15 protein-coding genes and 1 pseudogene are annotated in these 16775 nt (G+C 62.4%); 7 read left to right on the top strand and 9 right to left on the bottom strand.

Translation table 11 applies throughout. The features are described from left to right. Together BN1133_RS01260 and mltA are read right to left on the bottom strand one after the other, a co-directional pair. Nucleotides 1-274: pseudogene (locus BN1133_RS01260) on the bottom strand (hypothetical protein); the annotation flags it as partial. A 63-nt stretch (nucleotides 275-337) separates the two neighbouring features. Then, on the bottom strand, nucleotides 338-1492 hold the full coding sequence (gene mltA / locus BN1133_RS01255; protein WP_050664754.1) for a murein transglycosylase A: 1155 nt from the start codon (nucleotides 1490-1492) through the stop codon (nucleotides 338-340). Between the two features lie 170 nt (nucleotides 1493-1662). Between mltA and BN1133_RS01250 the strand changes: the two genes are divergently transcribed. Next, nucleotides 1663-1911, top strand: a complete 249-nt coding sequence (locus BN1133_RS01250; RefSeq protein WP_050664753.1) for a DUF1289 domain-containing protein — start codon at nucleotides 1663-1665, stop codon at nucleotides 1909-1911. 67 nt (nucleotides 1912-1978) lie between these two features. Here the strand turns inward: BN1133_RS01250 and fruA are convergent, their stop codons facing one another. The 3 genes from fruA to fruB are packed head-to-tail and all read right to left on the bottom strand — an operon-like array spanning nucleotide 1979 to nucleotide 5792. Continuing rightward, nucleotides 1979-3700 carry a PTS fructose transporter subunit IIBC gene (gene fruA / locus BN1133_RS01245; protein WP_050664752.1) on the bottom strand — a complete coding sequence of 574 codons (1722 nt, stop codon included), beginning with the start codon at nucleotides 3698-3700 and terminating at the stop codon, nucleotides 1979-1981. Beyond that, the gene (gene pfkB, locus BN1133_RS01240) at nucleotides 3697-4647 is read right to left on the bottom strand and encodes a 1-phosphofructokinase (RefSeq protein ID WP_050664751.1); all 951 of its coding nucleotides are present in this window, start codon (nucleotides 4645-4647) and stop codon (nucleotides 3697-3699) included. Before pfkB ends, fruA begins: the two co-directional genes overlap by 4 nt. Beyond that, nucleotides 4644-5792 carry a fused PTS fructose transporter subunit IIA/HPr protein gene (gene fruB, locus BN1133_RS01235; RefSeq protein WP_050664750.1) on the bottom strand — a complete coding sequence of 383 codons (1149 nt, stop codon included), beginning with the start codon at nucleotides 5790-5792 and terminating at the stop codon, nucleotides 4644-4646. The genes pfkB and fruB overlap by 4 nt, the downstream gene beginning before the upstream one ends. Before the next feature lie 276 nt (nucleotides 5793-6068). On the opposite strand from fruB, the gene cra reads away from it, so the two are divergent. Together cra and BN1133_RS01225 are read left to right on the top strand one after the other, a co-directional pair. Beyond that, complete coding sequence (gene cra, locus BN1133_RS01230; RefSeq protein WP_050664749.1) at nucleotides 6069-7049, top strand: catabolite repressor/activator; 981 nt, start codon at nucleotides 6069-6071, stop codon at nucleotides 7047-7049. 245 nt (nucleotides 7050-7294) lie between these two features. Continuing rightward, nucleotides 7295-8488, top strand: coding sequence for an aromatic amino acid transporter (locus BN1133_RS01225; protein WP_050664748.1), 1194 nt, complete (start codon nucleotides 7295-7297; stop codon nucleotides 8486-8488). A gap of 24 nt (nucleotides 8489-8512) precedes the next feature. Here the strand turns inward: BN1133_RS01225 and BN1133_RS01220 are convergent, their stop codons facing one another. Beyond that, on the bottom strand, nucleotides 8513-9412 hold the full coding sequence (locus tag BN1133_RS01220; protein WP_050664747.1) for a LysR family transcriptional regulator: 900 nt from the start codon (nucleotides 9410-9412) through the stop codon (nucleotides 8513-8515). Between the two features lie 102 nt (nucleotides 9413-9514). Here BN1133_RS01220 and BN1133_RS01215 point away from each other — a divergent pair, with 102 nt between their 5' ends. Beyond that, nucleotides 9515-10105 carry a cysteine hydrolase family protein gene (locus tag BN1133_RS01215; protein WP_050664746.1) on the top strand — a complete coding sequence of 197 codons (591 nt, stop codon included), beginning with the start codon at nucleotides 9515-9517 and terminating at the stop codon, nucleotides 10103-10105. A 29-nt stretch (nucleotides 10106-10134) separates the two neighbouring features. Further along, on the top strand, nucleotides 10135-11019 hold the full coding sequence (locus tag BN1133_RS01210; RefSeq protein WP_050664745.1) for an FUSC family protein: 885 nt from the start codon (nucleotides 10135-10137) through the stop codon (nucleotides 11017-11019). Between the two features lie 63 nt (nucleotides 11020-11082). On the opposite strand, the gene fbp is transcribed toward BN1133_RS01210, so the two are convergent. After that, the gene (gene fbp, locus BN1133_RS01205; RefSeq protein WP_050664744.1) at nucleotides 11083-12111 is read right to left on the bottom strand and encodes a class 1 fructose-bisphosphatase; all 1029 of its coding nucleotides are present in this window, start codon (nucleotides 12109-12111) and stop codon (nucleotides 11083-11085) included. Between the two features lie 322 nt (nucleotides 12112-12433). Here fbp and BN1133_RS01200 point away from each other — a divergent pair, with 322 nt between their 5' ends. Beyond that, nucleotides 12434-14050: a peptide ABC transporter substrate-binding protein gene (locus tag BN1133_RS01200; RefSeq protein ID WP_050664743.1), complete on the top strand. Its 1617-nt coding sequence runs from the start codon at nucleotides 12434-12436 to the stop codon at nucleotides 14048-14050. A 130-nt stretch (nucleotides 14051-14180) separates the two neighbouring features. Then, nucleotides 14181-14315 (top strand): hypothetical protein, encoded by a 135-nt coding sequence (locus tag BN1133_RS20510; protein ID WP_256364888.1) that lies wholly within the window; start codon nucleotides 14181-14183, stop codon nucleotides 14313-14315. Between the two features lie 126 nt (nucleotides 14316-14441). Here the strand turns inward: BN1133_RS20510 and ppiD are convergent, their stop codons facing one another. Together ppiD and hupB are read right to left on the bottom strand one after the other, a co-directional pair. Further along, a complete protein-coding gene (gene ppiD / locus BN1133_RS01195) occupies nucleotides 14442-16355 on the bottom strand; it encodes a peptidylprolyl isomerase (protein ID WP_050664742.1) in 1914 nt (637 codons plus the stop codon). 128 nt (nucleotides 16356-16483) lie between these two features. Beyond that, nucleotides 16484-16756, bottom strand: coding sequence for a nucleoid-associated protein HU-beta (gene hupB, locus BN1133_RS01190; protein ID WP_005354046.1), 273 nt, complete (start codon nucleotides 16754-16756; stop codon nucleotides 16484-16486). Nucleotides 16757-16775: the final 19 nt, after the last annotated feature.

The raw sequence follows: 16775 nt of genomic DNA, 5'->3' as shown, positions 1-16775 counted from the left end.
GCCACCCTTGATCGCGCGTCTCCCCCACCACCCGCCACGCCACATTGAGCATGGCCGGCGGCCGGTCGAGAGTGTCCAGCGTCCCCTTCACCTCGGCCAGACGCGCCGCCGGGCCGCTCACCACCAGCTGGCTTCCCAGATGGCTCACCCCCAGATCCGGATAGAGCTCGCGCAGGGTCTGCGCCGCCCCCTGGGCATCGAACATGTCGCGCACCATCACCTCGGCGTGCAGGGGAAGAGCCAGCAGCAACACCATCCACAGCCATCGTCTCATGACCACCTCCTTTTGGATGTCAGGATGACATAAAAAAGGCTGCCCGGGGGCAGCCTGCAACCATCAATAGACCCAGGGGGCGGCGGTGGGGCCACTGTGCAACCCCAGCTTCCAGACCCGGCCGAAGTGCTTGTAGTGGCCCGCATCCAGCCCGGCCTTCTCGCCCATGCCGTGATAGAGATCCAGGTGTCCGCCCTTGACCGCCCCGCCCGTATCGAGGGCGATAAGCAGGCGCAACTCATGGCGGCCGGTCCAGTTCCCCTCCTTATCGAGCAGGGGCACCTCGGCAAGGATAGGAGTGCCCATGGGGAGCAGGCGGCGATCGGCCGCCACCGCCGCCATGCCGAGCAGAGGGATGCCGGCGGCACCGATCACATCGTTGGTGGGACGGCGCTGGAAGAAGACGTAGGAGGGGTTGTTCTCCACCAGCTCCTTGACCTCGGCTTCAGACTTGCTGTCGGCCCACTCCTTGATGGCCTTGAGGGACATCTTCTCCTTGGCCACCTCGCCCCGATCGATGAGCACCCGACCTATGCTGACGTAGCCATGGCCGTTTTTGCCCGCATAGCCGAGATATTGCAGCTGATCCGACTCCCCGTAGTGGACAAATCCCGACCCCTGCACGTCCATCAGGAAGTTGTCGATAAGGGACTTGCTATAACCGAGCTCCAGGCCACGATTGGCCAGGGCGCCCTGATGGATCTGGGCCCGGCTCGGGCAACGCCCGCCACAGTTGGGCATGGCGTAGAGGGGGTACTTGAACTCTCCCCCTTTCTGGCGCCGAACCTCGAGCACCGGGGAGAAATAGCCGGTGAAGAGGATGTTCCCCTGACGATCGGCGCCCCCCATCTGTGCCAGCGAGATGCCGTAGCCTGGTAAGGCCGCAGGATCGCCACCGGCCGCTATCCAGCGGTTGAGCTTGTAGTAGAGATCCCCGTAGCGGCTCGCCATGCGTTTGGATCTGTCCACCACCAGCTGGCTCTGGGGACCGAACATGCGAAAATTGCGAGCCTGCTTGCTGTTGACCCGGGTCACGTGATTCAGCTCACCGGGCAAGCTGCCGTCGAGATACTGCCGCCCCAGGTTCTCTTCCTGGTTGCAATCCACAAAGCAGCTCTCTGCCGTGGGCTTCACCGCTTTCTTCGGGGCCTCCCCCGAGCCGGCACACCCCCCAAGAGCCAGGGGAATGGCCAACCACCAACCGGAGCGCATCTTCATTAGGTCCTCATACAACACCAAGCCACTGATGGACGGCAAGATGCCAAAAAGCCGGTCACAAAGCAAACCCGCCAAGAGCCGTAAAGCACCTTTTTTTGCAGGGGGTTATCAATAAGTTACAAGTGACCGCCCCTGGGTTATAACATGAGCAGGGATTGACGGGAGCCATCATGGAGCAGCTCGAATTCTTTCCTCTGCAGAGCCCCTGTATTGGCGTCTGTGAGGCCAATAACCGTGGCTACTGCAAGGGGTGCTATCGCAGCCGCGAGGAGCGCTTTAACTGGCAGAAGATGTCCGCCTCCGAGCAACAGGAGGTGCTGCGTCTGTGCCGGGACCGCAAACGCCGGGTCGAGGCCGCCAGACGCAAGGCCGTCGAGAGCGGTCAGGAGCCGCCGACTCCGGATGGATGGGATTTTTAAGCGACCCTGGGTTCCCGTTCACGCCAATAAAAAAGCGGCCCGAGGGCCGCTTGCATCAGGGGATTGATTAGGCGGTCGCAAGGCTGGCCGTCGGCTGCTCGCTGCGCTTGAGCATGGCATAGCTGACACCGGTCAGCGCCGAGCCTGCGGCAATGGCCAGCATGTAGGGCAATACATGGCTGATGGCGCCCGGGATAAAGAGCACGAACAGGCCGCCGTGGGGCGCCATCAACTCGCAACCGAACAGCATGGAGAGGGCACCGGTCAGGGCACCACCGGCCATGCAGGCGGGGATGACGCGCATGGGATCCTTGGCGGCAAACGGAATGGCCCCCTCGGAGATAAAGCACAGACCCAGCACGAAGGAGGCCTTGCCCGCCTCTTGCTCCGCCTTGATGAATTTCTTGCGGGCGAGGAAGGTGGCGATCCCCATCCCCAGTGCCGGCACCATGCCGGCAGCCATCACGGCCGCCATGGGCGCATAGGTCTTGGAGGCGAGCAGACCGACCCCAAAGGCGTAGGCCGCCTTGTTGACCGGGCCGCCCATGTCGAAGCACATCATGGCCCCGATAATGACACCCAGCAGCACGGCGTTGGCCGACCCCATGTTGTTCAAAAACTCGGTCATGGCACTCATGATGCCGGCGACCGGGCCACCCACCACGTAGATCATCACCAGCCCCGTGAACAGGCTCGCCACCAGCGGGATGATGAGGATGGGCTTGAGCGCCTCCAGGGTCACCGGCAGGCGCACCTTGTCACTCAAGTACTTGGCGCTGTAACCGGCGAGAAAACCCGCAACTATGCCACCGAGGAAACCGGCGCCAAGGGCGCTGGCCAACATGCCCCCTATCATGCCGGGTGCCAGACCCGGTCTGTCGGCGATGGAGTAGGCGATATAACCCGCCAGCACAGGGATCATCAGGGCAAAGGCCGAGGCGCCACCGATCTGCATCAGGGCCGCGGCCAGGGTGCCTTCCACCTTGAACGCCTCGATGCCAAACACGAACGACAACGCGATGATGAGGCCACCGGCCACCACCATGGGAAGCATGAAGGAGACCCCGGTCAGCAGGTGCTTGTAGGGCCCGGCCTTCTCCGCCTTCCTGGGCTCGCTCAGCCCCCCGCTGTGGCGATAGACCTTGGCCTCGCTCCACCCCTTTTCAAGTTGGGCGCGGGTCTTCTTGAGGGCCGCCCCTGTGCTGGTGCGATAGACCCGCTTGCCATCGAAACGGGACATCTCCACCTCGATATCGGTGGCCAGCAGCACCAGATCCGCGGCGGCGATCTCCTCCGCCGTCAGGGCATTTTGCGCACCGACCGAGCCCTGGGTCTCGACTCGGATCTCGTAACCAAGCTGCGGAGCCATGGTTTCGAGGGCCTCGGCCGACATAAAGGTGTGCGCCACCCCGGTCGGGCAGGCGGTCACCGCCACTATGCGTCCGCTGGCGGCCACTTCGCTCCGGGCTTTGGGACTGGCCACATGGGCATAGGGGCTGGCCTCACGGATCGCCGCCTCCAGCAGGGCCTGGGGCGCCTGTATGGCTTGCTCTATCTCACCCCGATAGAGGCGCTTGCCCTCGAAGCGGGCGAGATCCGCCTCACCACTGGCGGCCACCACCACCAGCTCGGCGGCGGCGATCTCGGCCTCGCTCAACAGCGGATCATGGCCTCTGGCCTCGGCCTTGACCTCCCACCCCTGCGCCCTGGCTACCTGCTCGAGGCGGCGCGCGGCGAGAAAACCGGTGGCAATGCCCGCGGGGCAAGCCGTGACTATCAATGCTTTCATTGGGCATCTCCTTGAGTCATCAGTTGTGTAACGACAACGCGTTCCATCAGGGGCGCGAGCTGCTCGCGCCCGTCAAATCCAACGGCCACCTGGCTCACCGCCAGGGCCGAGGCGGCGGTGGCCAGGCGAATCGTCTCCTCTCTGGGCAATCCGCTGGCCAGGCCATAGACCAGGCCGGCCACCAGGGAGTCCCCGGCACCGACCGTACTGACCACCTCCATGCGTGGCGGCACCGCACGCAGCACCCCTTCCCGGCCAAACCAGAGCAGGCCTCGGCTGCCGTCGGAGACCACCACATGGTCGACCCCTTGGGCCAGCAGGGTGTTGGCGCAGGCCTGTTGTTCCTGATCGCTCTCGATGGGGTGACCGGCCCACTGGCCAAGCTCCTCCCGGTTGGGCTTGACCAGGGTTGGCAAGCCACCCAGGCCGGCACGCAGGGCCGCGCCACTCGAGTCGAAGATCACCTGCTTGCCGCGCGCCTTGAGACGGGCGACCAGCTCGCGCGCAAATTCGGGCTCGATCCCCTTGGGCAGGCTTCCCGCCAGCACAAACCAGTGGTGATCGAGGCAAAGCCTGTCCAGGGTGACCAGCAGCGCCTGCCGGGCCTCTTCGCCTATCTGCAGGCCCGGCAAATTGAGATCGGTCACCCGGCCACAGCCCTCGGCAATCTTGACGTTGATCCGGGTCTCGCCGGGCACCCGAACAAAGGCATCGGTAAGCCCCTTCTGGCCAAACAGCTCGGCGAAGGGGATCTGGTTCCCCGCCCCGAGCCAGCCGGTCACGGTCACCTCGCCGCCGAGATCCTTGAGCACCATGGCCACGTTGATCCCCTTGCCGGCAGGGCGCAGGGAGGCCTGAGCGGCGAGGTTAACCTCCCCCACGCAGAGCTCGTCCAGACGAGCGGTCAGATCGAGGGCCGGGTTGAGGGTGATGGTCGCTATCTTCATGCTCCGGCCCCTTCACCCAGACCGGCGGCGATGGCCTCGCCAAGCCCCTCGAGGGCGGCCCCGGCATCGGTCCCCTCGGCGCGAAATGCCAGGCGATGGCCACACTTGACCCCGAGACCTATCACCTTCATCAGACTCTTGGCGTTGACCTCCTCGCCGCTGCCGTCGAGGTTGGCAACGCGGATCTCTGCCTCATACTCCTTGGCCACCTTGACCAGCATGGCGCCGGGACGGGCGTGCAGGCCGTGGGGGTTGACGATGGTGAAGGTGGCCCTGTGGCCGTCGCTCTGGGAGGCGACCGGGGCAGCCTCGCCCTGCAGCAGGGTCAGCCCGTGCCGGGCCAGCTCGCCGAGGCGGCCAGCACCTGTCAGCTCCACCAGCCGGCCCAGTTCCGCCTCATGCCCCCGGCCATTGGCGCAGAGCAGCAGCAGGGCGTTGACCTCGTGGCCATGGGTCACCAGTGGCTGGGCCGGGGTGGCCAACAGCCATCCGGCCTGCCCAGCGGCGGTGCGGGCCAGCCATACCCCCTGCCCCAGATGCAGGGGAGCGGCCCCCAGCAAAGTGGCCAGGGCCTGAGTGTCGAGCCAGCCGAGGGACTTGGCGCGCGCACCGGCCCCCAGCAGCAACTCATCGAGGCTCAGGGCCGGGAAGTGTGCCAGGGCAGCCAGCTCCCGCTGACCGTCAGTCCGGCCTGTCGCCCCGGTTACCAGCGGGTCACCCTCCCCCGAGAGCACCCGGATGATCTCGGTCACATCCCGGGTGGTTCGAAGGCGCTCGGTGGCGGCCTCATCCCCCAGCACCCGGGTGAGCTGGCGCAAGATCCCCAGATGCTCGTCGGACTTGGCGGCGATGGCGATGACGAGATAGGCCTTGTGCCCCTCGTCCCACTCCACCCCTTGCGGGAACTGGGCCACGCGCACCCCGGTCTGGCGCACCAGGTGGCGGGTCTCGGTGGTGCCGTGGGGAATGGCGATGCCGTTACCCAGATAGGTGGCGTGCTGGGCCTCTCTGGCCTGCATGCCGACCAGGTAACCGGGCTCTACCAGGGCCGCAGCCTCGAGCCGTGACGCCAACAGGGCGATCGCCTCGTCCTTGCTTGCGGCGCGCTGGTCCAACAGGATCTCATCGGGTGCCAGGGTCAACATAAACACTCTCCAGTCAATGCAATATCAATGTTTCGGTACCGGCGGCTTGGGAACGCCGGTCGACTCGCTTCGCCTCGGCACCAACCACCGCAGGGTGAGAGCCGTGGGGCCATCCCCGCTCTTTTTGGCTTGGGATGCTGACAAGCTGAATCGTTTCACTTAACCTGAAGACTGAATCGTTTCAGCGATTTATTCAAGCCCGCGCCAGGAACAAGATTCCAATGGTATGATCGGGCGCACAATTTTCGTGATCACGGCGCCAAGTGAGATAAGACGATGAAACTCGAAGAGATAGCCGCGCTGGCGGGGGTATCCCGTACCACGGCGAGCTATGTGATCAATGGCAAGGCCGAGCAGTACCGCATCAGCCAGGCTACCCGCGACAAGGTGATGGCCGTGGTGGCGGCCCACCACTATCAACCCGACAGCCGCGCCGCCTCCCTGCGCGGCGGACAGACCAGGACCCTGGGCTTCATCCTGCCCGATCTGGAAAACGCCAGCTACGCCAAGCTGGCCAAACGCCTCGAGCAGGGTGCCCGCGCCCAGGGGTATCAGCTGCTTATCGTCTGCTCGGAAGATGAGCCCGATACCGAGCGCGAGCTGGCCAAGATGCTGCTTGCCCGCCACGTGGATGCCCTCCTGGTGGCCAGCTGCCTGCCCCCGGAGGAGACCTGGTATCAGGATCGCCAGCGCGAGGGGGCCCGCATCATCGCCATCGATCGGGTGATGGATCCCGAACACTTCGTCTCGGTGGCCAGTGAAAACCGCGAGGCCTCCGAGGCCCTCACCCGGGCCCTGCTGAGCCCGGATCTGGCCAGTATCGCCCTGATCACCGCCATGCCGGGTCTCACCATCAGCGAGGAGCGCCGCGAGGGCTTTGTGCAGGCCCTGGAGGGGCATTCGGCCCGGGTGTGGGAGTGCGCCGGCGCCCATTTCGATCGCGCCGAGGGGTATCGCCTGCTGGCCGGACTACACCGACAGAGCGGTACCCTGCCGGCGGCGCTGATCACCACCTCCTACGTCTTGATGGAGGGGGTGCTCGACTATCTGCTGGAGCAGGGGATCGACATGCAGAGCCTGGCCATGGCCACCTTCGGTGACGATCGACTGCTCGATTTCTTGCCCTGCGCCATCCACTCCCTCCCCCAACGCCACGACGAGATCGCCGCCAAGGCCCTGCAGTTGGCCATCGCCGCCATCGGGGGCCACTACCCCTGCGGCATTCACGCGGTCAGCCGTAGCCTGCACAGGCGCTGATCCGGACGCCGGCCCGGCCGGCGTCATCTTTTCTTTCCGCTTTCTGGCCAGAAATGTGAACAAAGCCCTCCCTTTTGCTTGCCACTGCCCCTCCCCTTGTTTACAGTGGCAACCCTCAATTACAGCGGGTTATGCTATGTCACTCCTCATTGACAACCGATATCTCTAGCCACCAGCCAAAGGCTGGTGGCGGCATCCATTCCATCCCGAATCTTTTGTATAAATAGCTTTACGGAAACGAATTCATGCGATCCAGAACCCTCGGTTGTACCCTGCTCATCGCCGGCACCACCATAGGCGCCGGCATGCTGGCCCTGCCCCTGGCTGCCTCCTCCCTCGGCGGCCCCGCCACCCTGCTGCTCATGGTGATCCTCTGGGCCCTGATGGCCTACACCGCCATGCTGCAGGTCGAGGCGAGCCTTGTCACTGGCCACTCTCATCTGCATCAGCTGGCGGATCATCTGCTCGGCCCCTGGGGCAAGCGGCTGGCCGCCTTCTGTGTGTTGATGCTGTTTTACTCGCTGGCGGCGGCCTACATCAGCGGCGGCAGTGCCCTGCTGGCCCAGGCCTTGGGGGAACAGGGCATGGCGCTGGGACAGACCCAGGCCGCCTGGCTCTTTACCCTGCTCTTCGGGGGTATGGTGTGCGTGGGTACCCGCTCGGTTGACTACCTCAACCGCCTGATGTTTGCGACCAAGTTAGTGATCATGGTGGGTGTGTTGACCCTGCTCCTGCCCCGTGCCGAGGGACAACATCTGCTGGCCATGCCCCTTGAGCAGGGACTCTTGCTGGCGGGCCTGCCGGTTATCTTCACCTCGTTCGGCTTTCACGGCTCCATCCCGAGCGTGATGCTCTATCTGGGTCGGGATCCGCGCCGTCTGCGCCGGGTGTTTGTGTGGGGCTCGGCCCTGCCCCTCATCCTCTATGTGCTCTGGCAGGTGGCCATCCTCGGCCTGCTCGGTCAGCAGAATTTGCTCGCCAGCGGTGGCGCCCTCGACGGCCTGCTCGCCCGCATCGGTCAGGAGATCGACTGGAGCGCCTTTAGCCAGGCCATGCATCTGTTTGCGGATCTGGCGCTCGCCACCTCCTTCCTTGGTGTGACCCTGGGGCTGTTCGACTTCATGGCCAAGGTGACCCGTCGCAAGGATAACTGGCAGGGTCGAGCCCAGACCGGCCTCATCACCTTTATGCCGCCCCTGCTGTTTGCCCTCTATTTTCCCCAGGGTTTCATCATGGCACTCGGCTACGCCGCCATTGCGCTCGCAATCCTTGCGGTGCTGCTGCCGGTAGCCCTGGCCTGGCAGGCGCGCAAGGTCGCGACCCCGAATGCCTACCGCGCCCCCGGCGGCACTCTGGCATTGGCCGGCGCCGCCACCCTGGGGGGTCTTATCGTCGTGGTACAACTGGGCGTCTCGGCAGGATTGCTGCCGGCCCTGTGAATCACAGTGGCGTGTGGGTGATGCTCACACGCCCTCCTCTTCTGCCCAGCGGCACTCCAGGGCCGCTGCCTCTTGCTGCAGCCACTGGATCACCCGCCGTGCCGGCTCGCTAATACCGCCGGGAGCCAGCGCCACCAGCCGGTACTCTGCGGCCACCACCGACTCTCCCAGCTTGACGAGCAGGCCGGCCTGCAGCTCTTCGATCACAAACAGGTGATGAGTCACCAGCAGGCCCAGGCCGGCGATGGCCGCCTGGATCGCCAGTGGTGAGCTCTTGAACATCAACTCGGGGTCACGCTGTGCCTGACCGTTAGCGGCAAGCCAGGTCGGCCAGTCAGGCTCTCTCAATGGGTCTTGCACACCGATGCAGGGGGTATGGCCAAGCAGTTGCCCGAGTGGCTCGCTCCGGGTGCCCCGCGCCGCCACCAGGATCAGCCGGTCGGGACACAAGGGGTAGTGAGGGTAGCGATCGAAGGGGTTAGGCTCTGCGCTCACCAGCGCCATATCCAACCCGGCACGGCGACCCGTCAGCTCATCCCGGCGGTAGGTACCAAGCTGCAGCCCCACATCAGGCAGCGCCGCCTGCAAGGCCGGCATGCGCGGGATCAACCAGCGCAGGGCCAGGGTCGGCGCCAGGTTGAGCCTCACCTCCCCCTCTACCCTGCTCATGATCCTCTGGGTCGCCGACCCTATCGCCCCCAACCCCTCCTCCACGGCCATCAGAAAATGGCGACCGGGCTCGGTGAGCTGCATGCCGCGGGTGTTTCGCTCCAGTAGCCGGCAGCCCAGAAAAGTCTCCAGACTCTTGAGGCTCTGACTGACGGCCGAGTGGGTGAGGCAGAGCTCATCGGCCGCCTGACTGATGCTTAGATGACGACAAATACTTACAAATACGGGAAGGGTTTTCAGCGGTGGAAGGGACATGGCTTGCGATCTGTCAGATTTTCTTACATGACGTTCACTATATGTCGATTCTCAAATCGCTCGCAAACCGTATGCTGATATCCACAACCAAGGAGTGATCTCATGCAACAAGATTCCCATCAGGCCCTACTGGTCATCGATTTCATCAACGATATTGTCCACCCTCAGGGCAAGATTGCAGGCTGTGCCAGCCACTGTCAGGAGCAGCAGGCGATCTCGCATGCCAACCAGGCCATGGCCTACGCCCGTCAGCAGGGCTGGAAGGTCATTCTGATCAAGGTCGGATTTGATCCCCACTACCACGCCCAACCCAAGCATTCAGCCATCTTCGGTAAAGCACATCTGCTTGGCGCCCTGATGTTGGGCGCAAGCGGTACGGCATTTCACGACGCACTGGAGGTGCGAGACACAGATCTGGTGCTGACCAAACCCAGAGTGAGCCCCTTTTATGGGACATCCCTGGAGGCGGCCCTCAGGGCCAATCACATCACCCACCTCTGGATCTGCGGCGTCAGCACCGAATGGGCCATTCAATCGGCGGTGCGCGATGCCCATGACAGGGACTATGAGATCACCCTGCTTGAGGATGCCTGCGCCGCCGCAGATCCCGCGCAGCACCGCCACGCGATCGCCAGCCTCTCTCGAATTGCCCGCATCATGACGGTGGCCGAGATGCTCGACGCCCAGCCATGATGCCTGGGCCAACTCACCGCCAGGAGCTGATGAGCATGGCCATGGCGCTGCTCCCTGCCGGAGCCTGTTATCTCATCGCTCCGGGCCGGGAGGGCGTCGCCATGCTGCTGGTGTGTGCGGCGCTACAGCGGGGTGAGCGAGCCCTTGGCCGGGGACGTCGGGGCATGCTGATGCATCTGCTGCTCATCGCCGCGACACTCGCGACGCTTCAGTATCTCCTGCCCCACCCCTGGCTATTTGCCCTCTTTACCACGCTCCTGGCCATGCTCTGCAGCGCACTCTCATGTTATGGTGAAGCCTGGCGCACTCTGGCCAGCTGGGTGTTTATTCCGGCCCTCTACATCGCCTATGGTCCGGATTCGCCGGCCCCCCTCTCCCTGGCGCTCTTGATCCTGCCCCTGGCAGGCCCCTTTCTGCTGCTATCGACCGGCAAGCCGATTGACACCAAACAGGTCGCCAGGCCCATGGCCGATATCCTCTATCCCTGCGTAGGTCTCGGGGGCGCCGTGCTGATCTGCTCGCTGTGGGTCGGCTATCATCGCCCTCCCCACGGGCAATGGATCATCTGGTCGGCCATGAGCGTCAGCATGATGGAGACAGGGGAGATCTACCGCAAGCTCAAGGCCAGGATCCTGGGTGCCATGGCCGGAGGCGGTGTGGGACTGGCGCTGGTGTCGCTGCATCCGGCCCACTATGTGGCCACCCTGGGCAGCATATTGATCCCGCTCACCCTGGCGATGCGCCCCTATGGCCTTGCCTTTGCCAGCCGCTGCCTGCTGATTGCACTGAGCATAGAGGCCTTTCGGGGCAGTGAGGCGGTGGTCATGGCGAGGGTGCTCGAGGTGGCGGCTGGCGGCATACTCGGGGCCACCTGCACCCACTTGGGGCTCTATTTGCACCGACGCCGACATTGAGCGCTGCCCTGATCACACGAGGGAGGCTGACGCCTCCCTCTTGCTCGTTGTTCACTCCACCGCTTAGCCCTTGGGCTCTTCATGGGAGGAGAACTCCCGCATAAAGGCTTCGGCCCGCTCCACCATCTTGGTAGAGCCGATGAAGTAAGGGGTGCGCTGGTGCAGGGCAGTGGGCTCGATGTCGAGGATACGGCGAAAGCCATCGGAAGCCTTGCCGCCGGCCTGCTCAATCAGGAATGCCAACGGATTGCACTCATAGAGCAGGCGCAGTTTCCCCTTGGGGGCATTGGTGCCGGACGGATAGATGTAGATGCCGCCCTTGAGCAGATTGCGGTGAAAATCCGATACCAGGGAGCCGATATAGCGAGCGGTATAGGGACGATGGGTCGCCTCGTCGAGCTCCTGGCAATATTTAAGGTACTTCTTCACCCCATCCGGGAACTTGATGTAGTTGCCCTCGTTGATGGAGTAGATCTTCCCCTCCTGGGGAATACGCAGATTCTCGTGAGAGAGGCAGAAGCAGCCGATGGAGGGGTCATAGGTGAAGCCGTTGACCCCGTAGCCCGTGCTGTAGACCAGCATGGTCGAGGAGCCATAGACCACGTAACCGGCCGCGACCTGACGATGACCCGGCTGCAGAAAGTCCTCCAGCACCACCGGGGAGCCGGCAGGGCTCACCCTGCGATAGATGGAGAAGATAGTGCCGACCGAGACGTTGACATCGATGTTGGAAGAGCCGTCAAGGGGGTCAATCAGCACCACGTACTTGGAATTCTTGGCCAGCGCCGAGTCGAAGGCAACGAAATCCTCTTCCTCTTCCGAGGCCATGCCGCATACCTCACCGCGGGCCTCGAGGGCCGCCTTGAAGCGCTCATTGGCATAGACATCGAGCTTTTGCTGTACCTCTCCCTGTACGTTTTCGGCCCCTACCGAGCCGATAATATCGGCCAGGCCCGCCTTGTTGATCTCCCGGTTGACCACCTTGGCTGCGAGTCGGATGGAGCTGAGCAAGGAGCTGAGCTCACCGGTGGCGCTGGGGTACTCGGCTTGCTTCTTGACGATAAATTCACCGAGCGTGACCATGTTTTTCATCGTATGTCCTTAACGTGAACCGTTGGCGTTGAAAACGTTTGCAAAACAGAGCAAAAAAATCGCTGTTCTTGGGTGACAGCGCTATGTAACCGAATGTAACGCCTTTTTTTGCTTTTTGCAGCGAATTAACTCGCCTGAATCCCTCCCATCCGGCCCCTTTGTTTCCCCCCTTCTCCCGCCCCGATCCGCTCTGCCTGCGGGAGTCCACGGCAGTGTCGGGGGACTTTATTTTTGCTGCGAGTTTATATCACCGCCTTGTCTCGGGAGACGGCTTCACGCACACTGCCGATTGCTCGGAAGCAAACATAACAAGGACATATTCATGAAGAAGACCCTGATCGCGGCCTCCCTGGCTGCGCTGTTCTCCCTCCCCGCCCTGGCGGCAGAAGTACCGCCCGGCACCCGCCTCCTCCCCGCCGAACAACAGGTATTTGTTCGCAACATCAATACAGAGCCAGCCTCAATCGACCCACAACTGGTGGAAGAGAGTGCCGGCAGCGAGATCGTCAACGATCTCTTCGAAGGCCTCTTCAGCCTCGATGGGGAAGGTAAGCTGGTACCGGCCGGTGCGGTGAGCTACGAGGTGGATCAGAGCGGCACCGTCTACACCTTCAAGCTCAGGCCCGAGGCCAAATGGTCCAACGGTGATCCGGTCACCGCCGCCGACTACGTCTATGGCTGGCAGCGTGCCGCCGACCCCAAGACCGCCTCTCAGTACTCCTGGTTTATCGAGCTGATGGGGCTCAAGAATGCCGGTGATGTGCTGCAAGGCAAGTTGCCGCCCTCCGAGCTCGGGGTCAAGGCACTCGATGAGCACACCCTGCAGGTGACCCTCAAGAGCCCCACCTCCTTCTTCCTCAAGACCCTGGCCCACTACACCACCTTCCCGGCCCACAAGGCCACCATAGAGAAGTTCGGCCAGGAGTGGGTCAAACCGGGCAACATCGTCTCCAACGGCGCCTATGTGCTCAAGGAGTGGACCCCCAACGAGCGGCTCATCGCCGAGCGCAACCCCAGCTACTGGAATAACGCCAAGACGGTGATCAACAAGGTGCTCTATCTGGAGATCGCCTCCGAGACGGCCGGCTATAACCGCTACCGCTCCGGTGAACTGCACTACACCACCTACCCCCTCGAGCAGTATCGCAAGATCAAGCAGGAGAGCCCCGGCGAGCTGGTCAATGTGCCCATCCTCGCCAGCTACTACTACGTCTTCAATACCAAGCGCAAACCGTTTGACGATGTGCGGGTACGCCGTGCCCTGTCTCTGGCCATCGACCGTGAGGTGATCACCGACAAGATCCTGGGCCAGGGGCAGATCGCCGCCTACAGCTTCACCCCCCCCATCGTCGATGGTTTCGAGCTCAAGAAGCCCGAGAGCCAGCTGATGACCAAGGCAGCGCGCATCGAGAAGGCCAAAGCACTGCTCACCGAGGCCGGCTATGGCCCGGGCAAGCCGCTGAGTGTCGACATCCTCTACAACACCAACGAGGGGCACAAGCGCATCGCCCTGGCGGTGGCCTCCATGTGGAAGCAGAACCTTGGCGTCAATGCGGTGCTCAACAACATGGAGTGGAAGACCATGGTCTCCACCCTCAACGAGGGGGACTTCAACGTCAGCCGCTATGGCTGGAACGGAGACTATAACGACGCCTCCACCTTCCTCGATATCATGAGCAGCTCCAGCAGTGCCAACAGCGGTCAATGGAAGAGCACCGAGTATGATGCCCTGCTGGCCAAGGCCCATGACTCCATGGACGCCGCCGAGCGTACCCGTCTCTATCAGGAGGCAGAGGCCCTGATCGACAAGGAGGCCCCCATCGCCCCCATCTACTTCTCGGTCAAATCCCGTCTGCTCAAACCCTTCGTCAAGGGCTACCCCTATCAGAACCCGCAGGACGTGGTCTACAGCCGCGAGATCTACCTCACGGCCCAATGACTTCAGAGGGGAAGCATCTGCTTCCCCTTTTGATACCAGCCATATGAGTCTTCTCCTCATTTCATTCATTTTATGTTCATAAAACGATGGTACGGTTTGGGCTCATTTCACTTGGCGTAGGAGTCCTCTTATGGAAGAGTCGATTCGTGAAGAGGTGGCGCAGATGCGCCAGGAGTTCGAGCAACGTGCCCAAGCAAAAGCAAAAGAGCGGTGGGATCAACGAGTTGCCGAGCATGAGCAGCGCCCTGACGATAGCGAGGCGTGACCCCCTCAGGCAAGGCCCCTTGCCTTGCCTGAGGGCTTCAGGGTACTTCCCCTCTCTCTGAGTTATGAATATAAAGTGCATAAAAAAACCCGCCAACAATGGCGGGTTTTTTTCATGGGTCATCGCTTATTCGACGACCGCCTCCTGATTGGCGAAATACTCGATCTTGGCCGCCTTGCGCAGGCTGTCGAGCAGCGCCTTGTAATCGGCCTGAGCCTTCACCTGCCCCAGTTGCCCCTTGATGAGTTCAGCCATCTGAGAAGCCTTCTCGGGCACCTGAATCGCATCCAGGGCGACGATCACCTGATCCCCGTTGCTCTGGGCAATCAACTCGACTGTGGGCTTGTCCTTGGCCGGGTGCGGCATGCGGAAGATCTCGGCAACCAGGCTCTGATCCAGCCCCTGGGCAAAGCGGGTAACGCCCTTCTCGCTCTCAAGCTTGAGACCGAGGGCTTGCAGGTCCTTCTCGCCGGCGGCGCCGGACTGGAACTTGGCCATCAGCTCCTGACCCTTGCTGCGAGCCACTTCACTGGCCTTGCTGCGCTTGATGGCAGCCACCACCAGATCACGGACCTCATCCAGCGGCTTGGCCGCCTTGGCCTTGTAGTCCATCACGTGCAGCACCAGCGCCTTGCCATCACCAATCTCGATGACGTCGGAGTTGGTGTTCTCTTCACGCAGCATCTCGGAGAAGGCGGCGGAGATCACTTTGCCATCGTTGAGGGGAGCCGGAGCACTGCCCTGGGTGAAGTAGTCGCTGGAGATGACCTTCAGACCCACCGCCTTGGCGGCCGCATCCAGAGAATCGGGATTCTCGAAGCTGGCGTCAGCCAGTTTCTGCTGCTCGGCGAAGTAGCGCTCACGGGCCTTCTCCTTTTGCAGGCGATCCTTGGTCTCGGACTGAACCTCGTCAAACGGACGCACAGTGGCGGGCTCGACACCGGTCAGCTTGATGATGTGGAAGCCAAACGGGCTCTTCACCACGGCGGAGAGATCACCCACCTTGGCAAGCTCGAAGGCCGCCTTCTCGAAGGCCGGATCCATCACGCCCTTGGTAAACCAGTCCAGCTCTCCTCCCTTCTTGGCAGAGAAGGTATCGGAAGAGTCACGCTTGGCCAGCTCGGCAAAATCGCCACCGCCCTTGAGGGCTGCCAGATCGTCCTCAGCCTTCTTCAGGGCCGCGGCCTCATCCTTGCCAAAGGGGATCAGAATATGCGCCACACGGCGACGCTCGCTGCGCTGGAACTGATCCTGATGCTGGTCGTAGTAGTCGCGCACGTCCTGATCGCTGACCTGGATACCCTGGGCCAGGTTGGCGGCGTCGAGCAGCAGGTAGTCCACCTTGACCCGCTCATCGTTCATGAAGCGGCTCTGGTTGGCGTCGAAGTATTGCTTGATCTCCTCGTCACTCACCTGCACATCATTCAGGTAGGCCTGCGCAGGCAGACGCACCAGGCGTACATCGCGGCTCTGCTGATAGAGCTTGTCGAGGGTTGCGGCTTCACCGGGGAGCACAAATTCACTCCCCAGCAGTCCACCCACCAGTTGCTGGCGAACCATGTCTTGGCGAATGCTCTCGCTGAACATCTCGGGAGACATGCCTGCCCGACGAATGAGCTGCAGGTAGCGCTCGTTGTCAAACTTGCCGTCCTTCTGGAATTCGGGCATGGCAACGATCGCCTGCTTAATCTGCTCGTCACCGATCCGCAGCCCCAACTCGTGCGCCTTGGCATCGACCAGCGCCTGATCGATCAGACGATCCAGCACGCTGCGACGCAGTTGCTTGAGGTATTGGGGATTCTCGGCGAGGCGGTTGAACTCTTCGCCCATCTGGGCCTCGAGACGGGCACGCTCGTTGCGATAGGCATTTTCCAGCGCCTGGGGGGAGATGTCGTTACCGTTGACGGCGGCGACGGCGGTGTTGGCGGGACGGTTCAGATAGCTGCCCACACCGGCCAATGCGAAGGAGAGGATGATCAGGCCCAAGATGATCTTGGCCACCTTGCCCTGCGCCCCTTCGCGCAGTTTATCCATCATCATGTTTTTACTGTTGCTCCAGGCAAAAACAATAAAAAGGCGCACCGGATGCGATGCGCCTTGGTCAATCAGTATGAGGGAAGCCCTCTCACATCTTCGGTTCGACGAATCGAACAGTAAGCCGAGGCGGCTTAGTTGACTGCGTCTTTCAGGGCCTTGCCGGCTTTGAAGGCAGGGACTTTACCGGCAGCGATCTCGATGGTGGCGCCAGTCTGGGGGTTGCGACCAGAACGAGCGGCACGCTCACGAACGGCGAAGGTACCGAAACCAACCAAGGCAACCTGGTCACCCTCTTTCAGAGAGTCGGTAACGGCATCGATGAAGGCATCCAGCGCACGACCGGCAGCGGCCTTGGAGATATCAGCGCCATCGGCAATCTTGTCAATCAGTTGAGATTTATTCACTCTTATTTCCCCTTTTATC

Source organism: Aeromonas schubertii (assembly GCF_000820105.1).
GTDB classification, from domain to species: Bacteria; Pseudomonadota; Gammaproteobacteria; order Enterobacterales; family Aeromonadaceae; genus Aeromonas; species Aeromonas schubertii.
The sequence above is the reverse complement of the archived record's forward strand: the minus strand, read 5'-3'. Positions and strand labels throughout refer to the sequence as shown.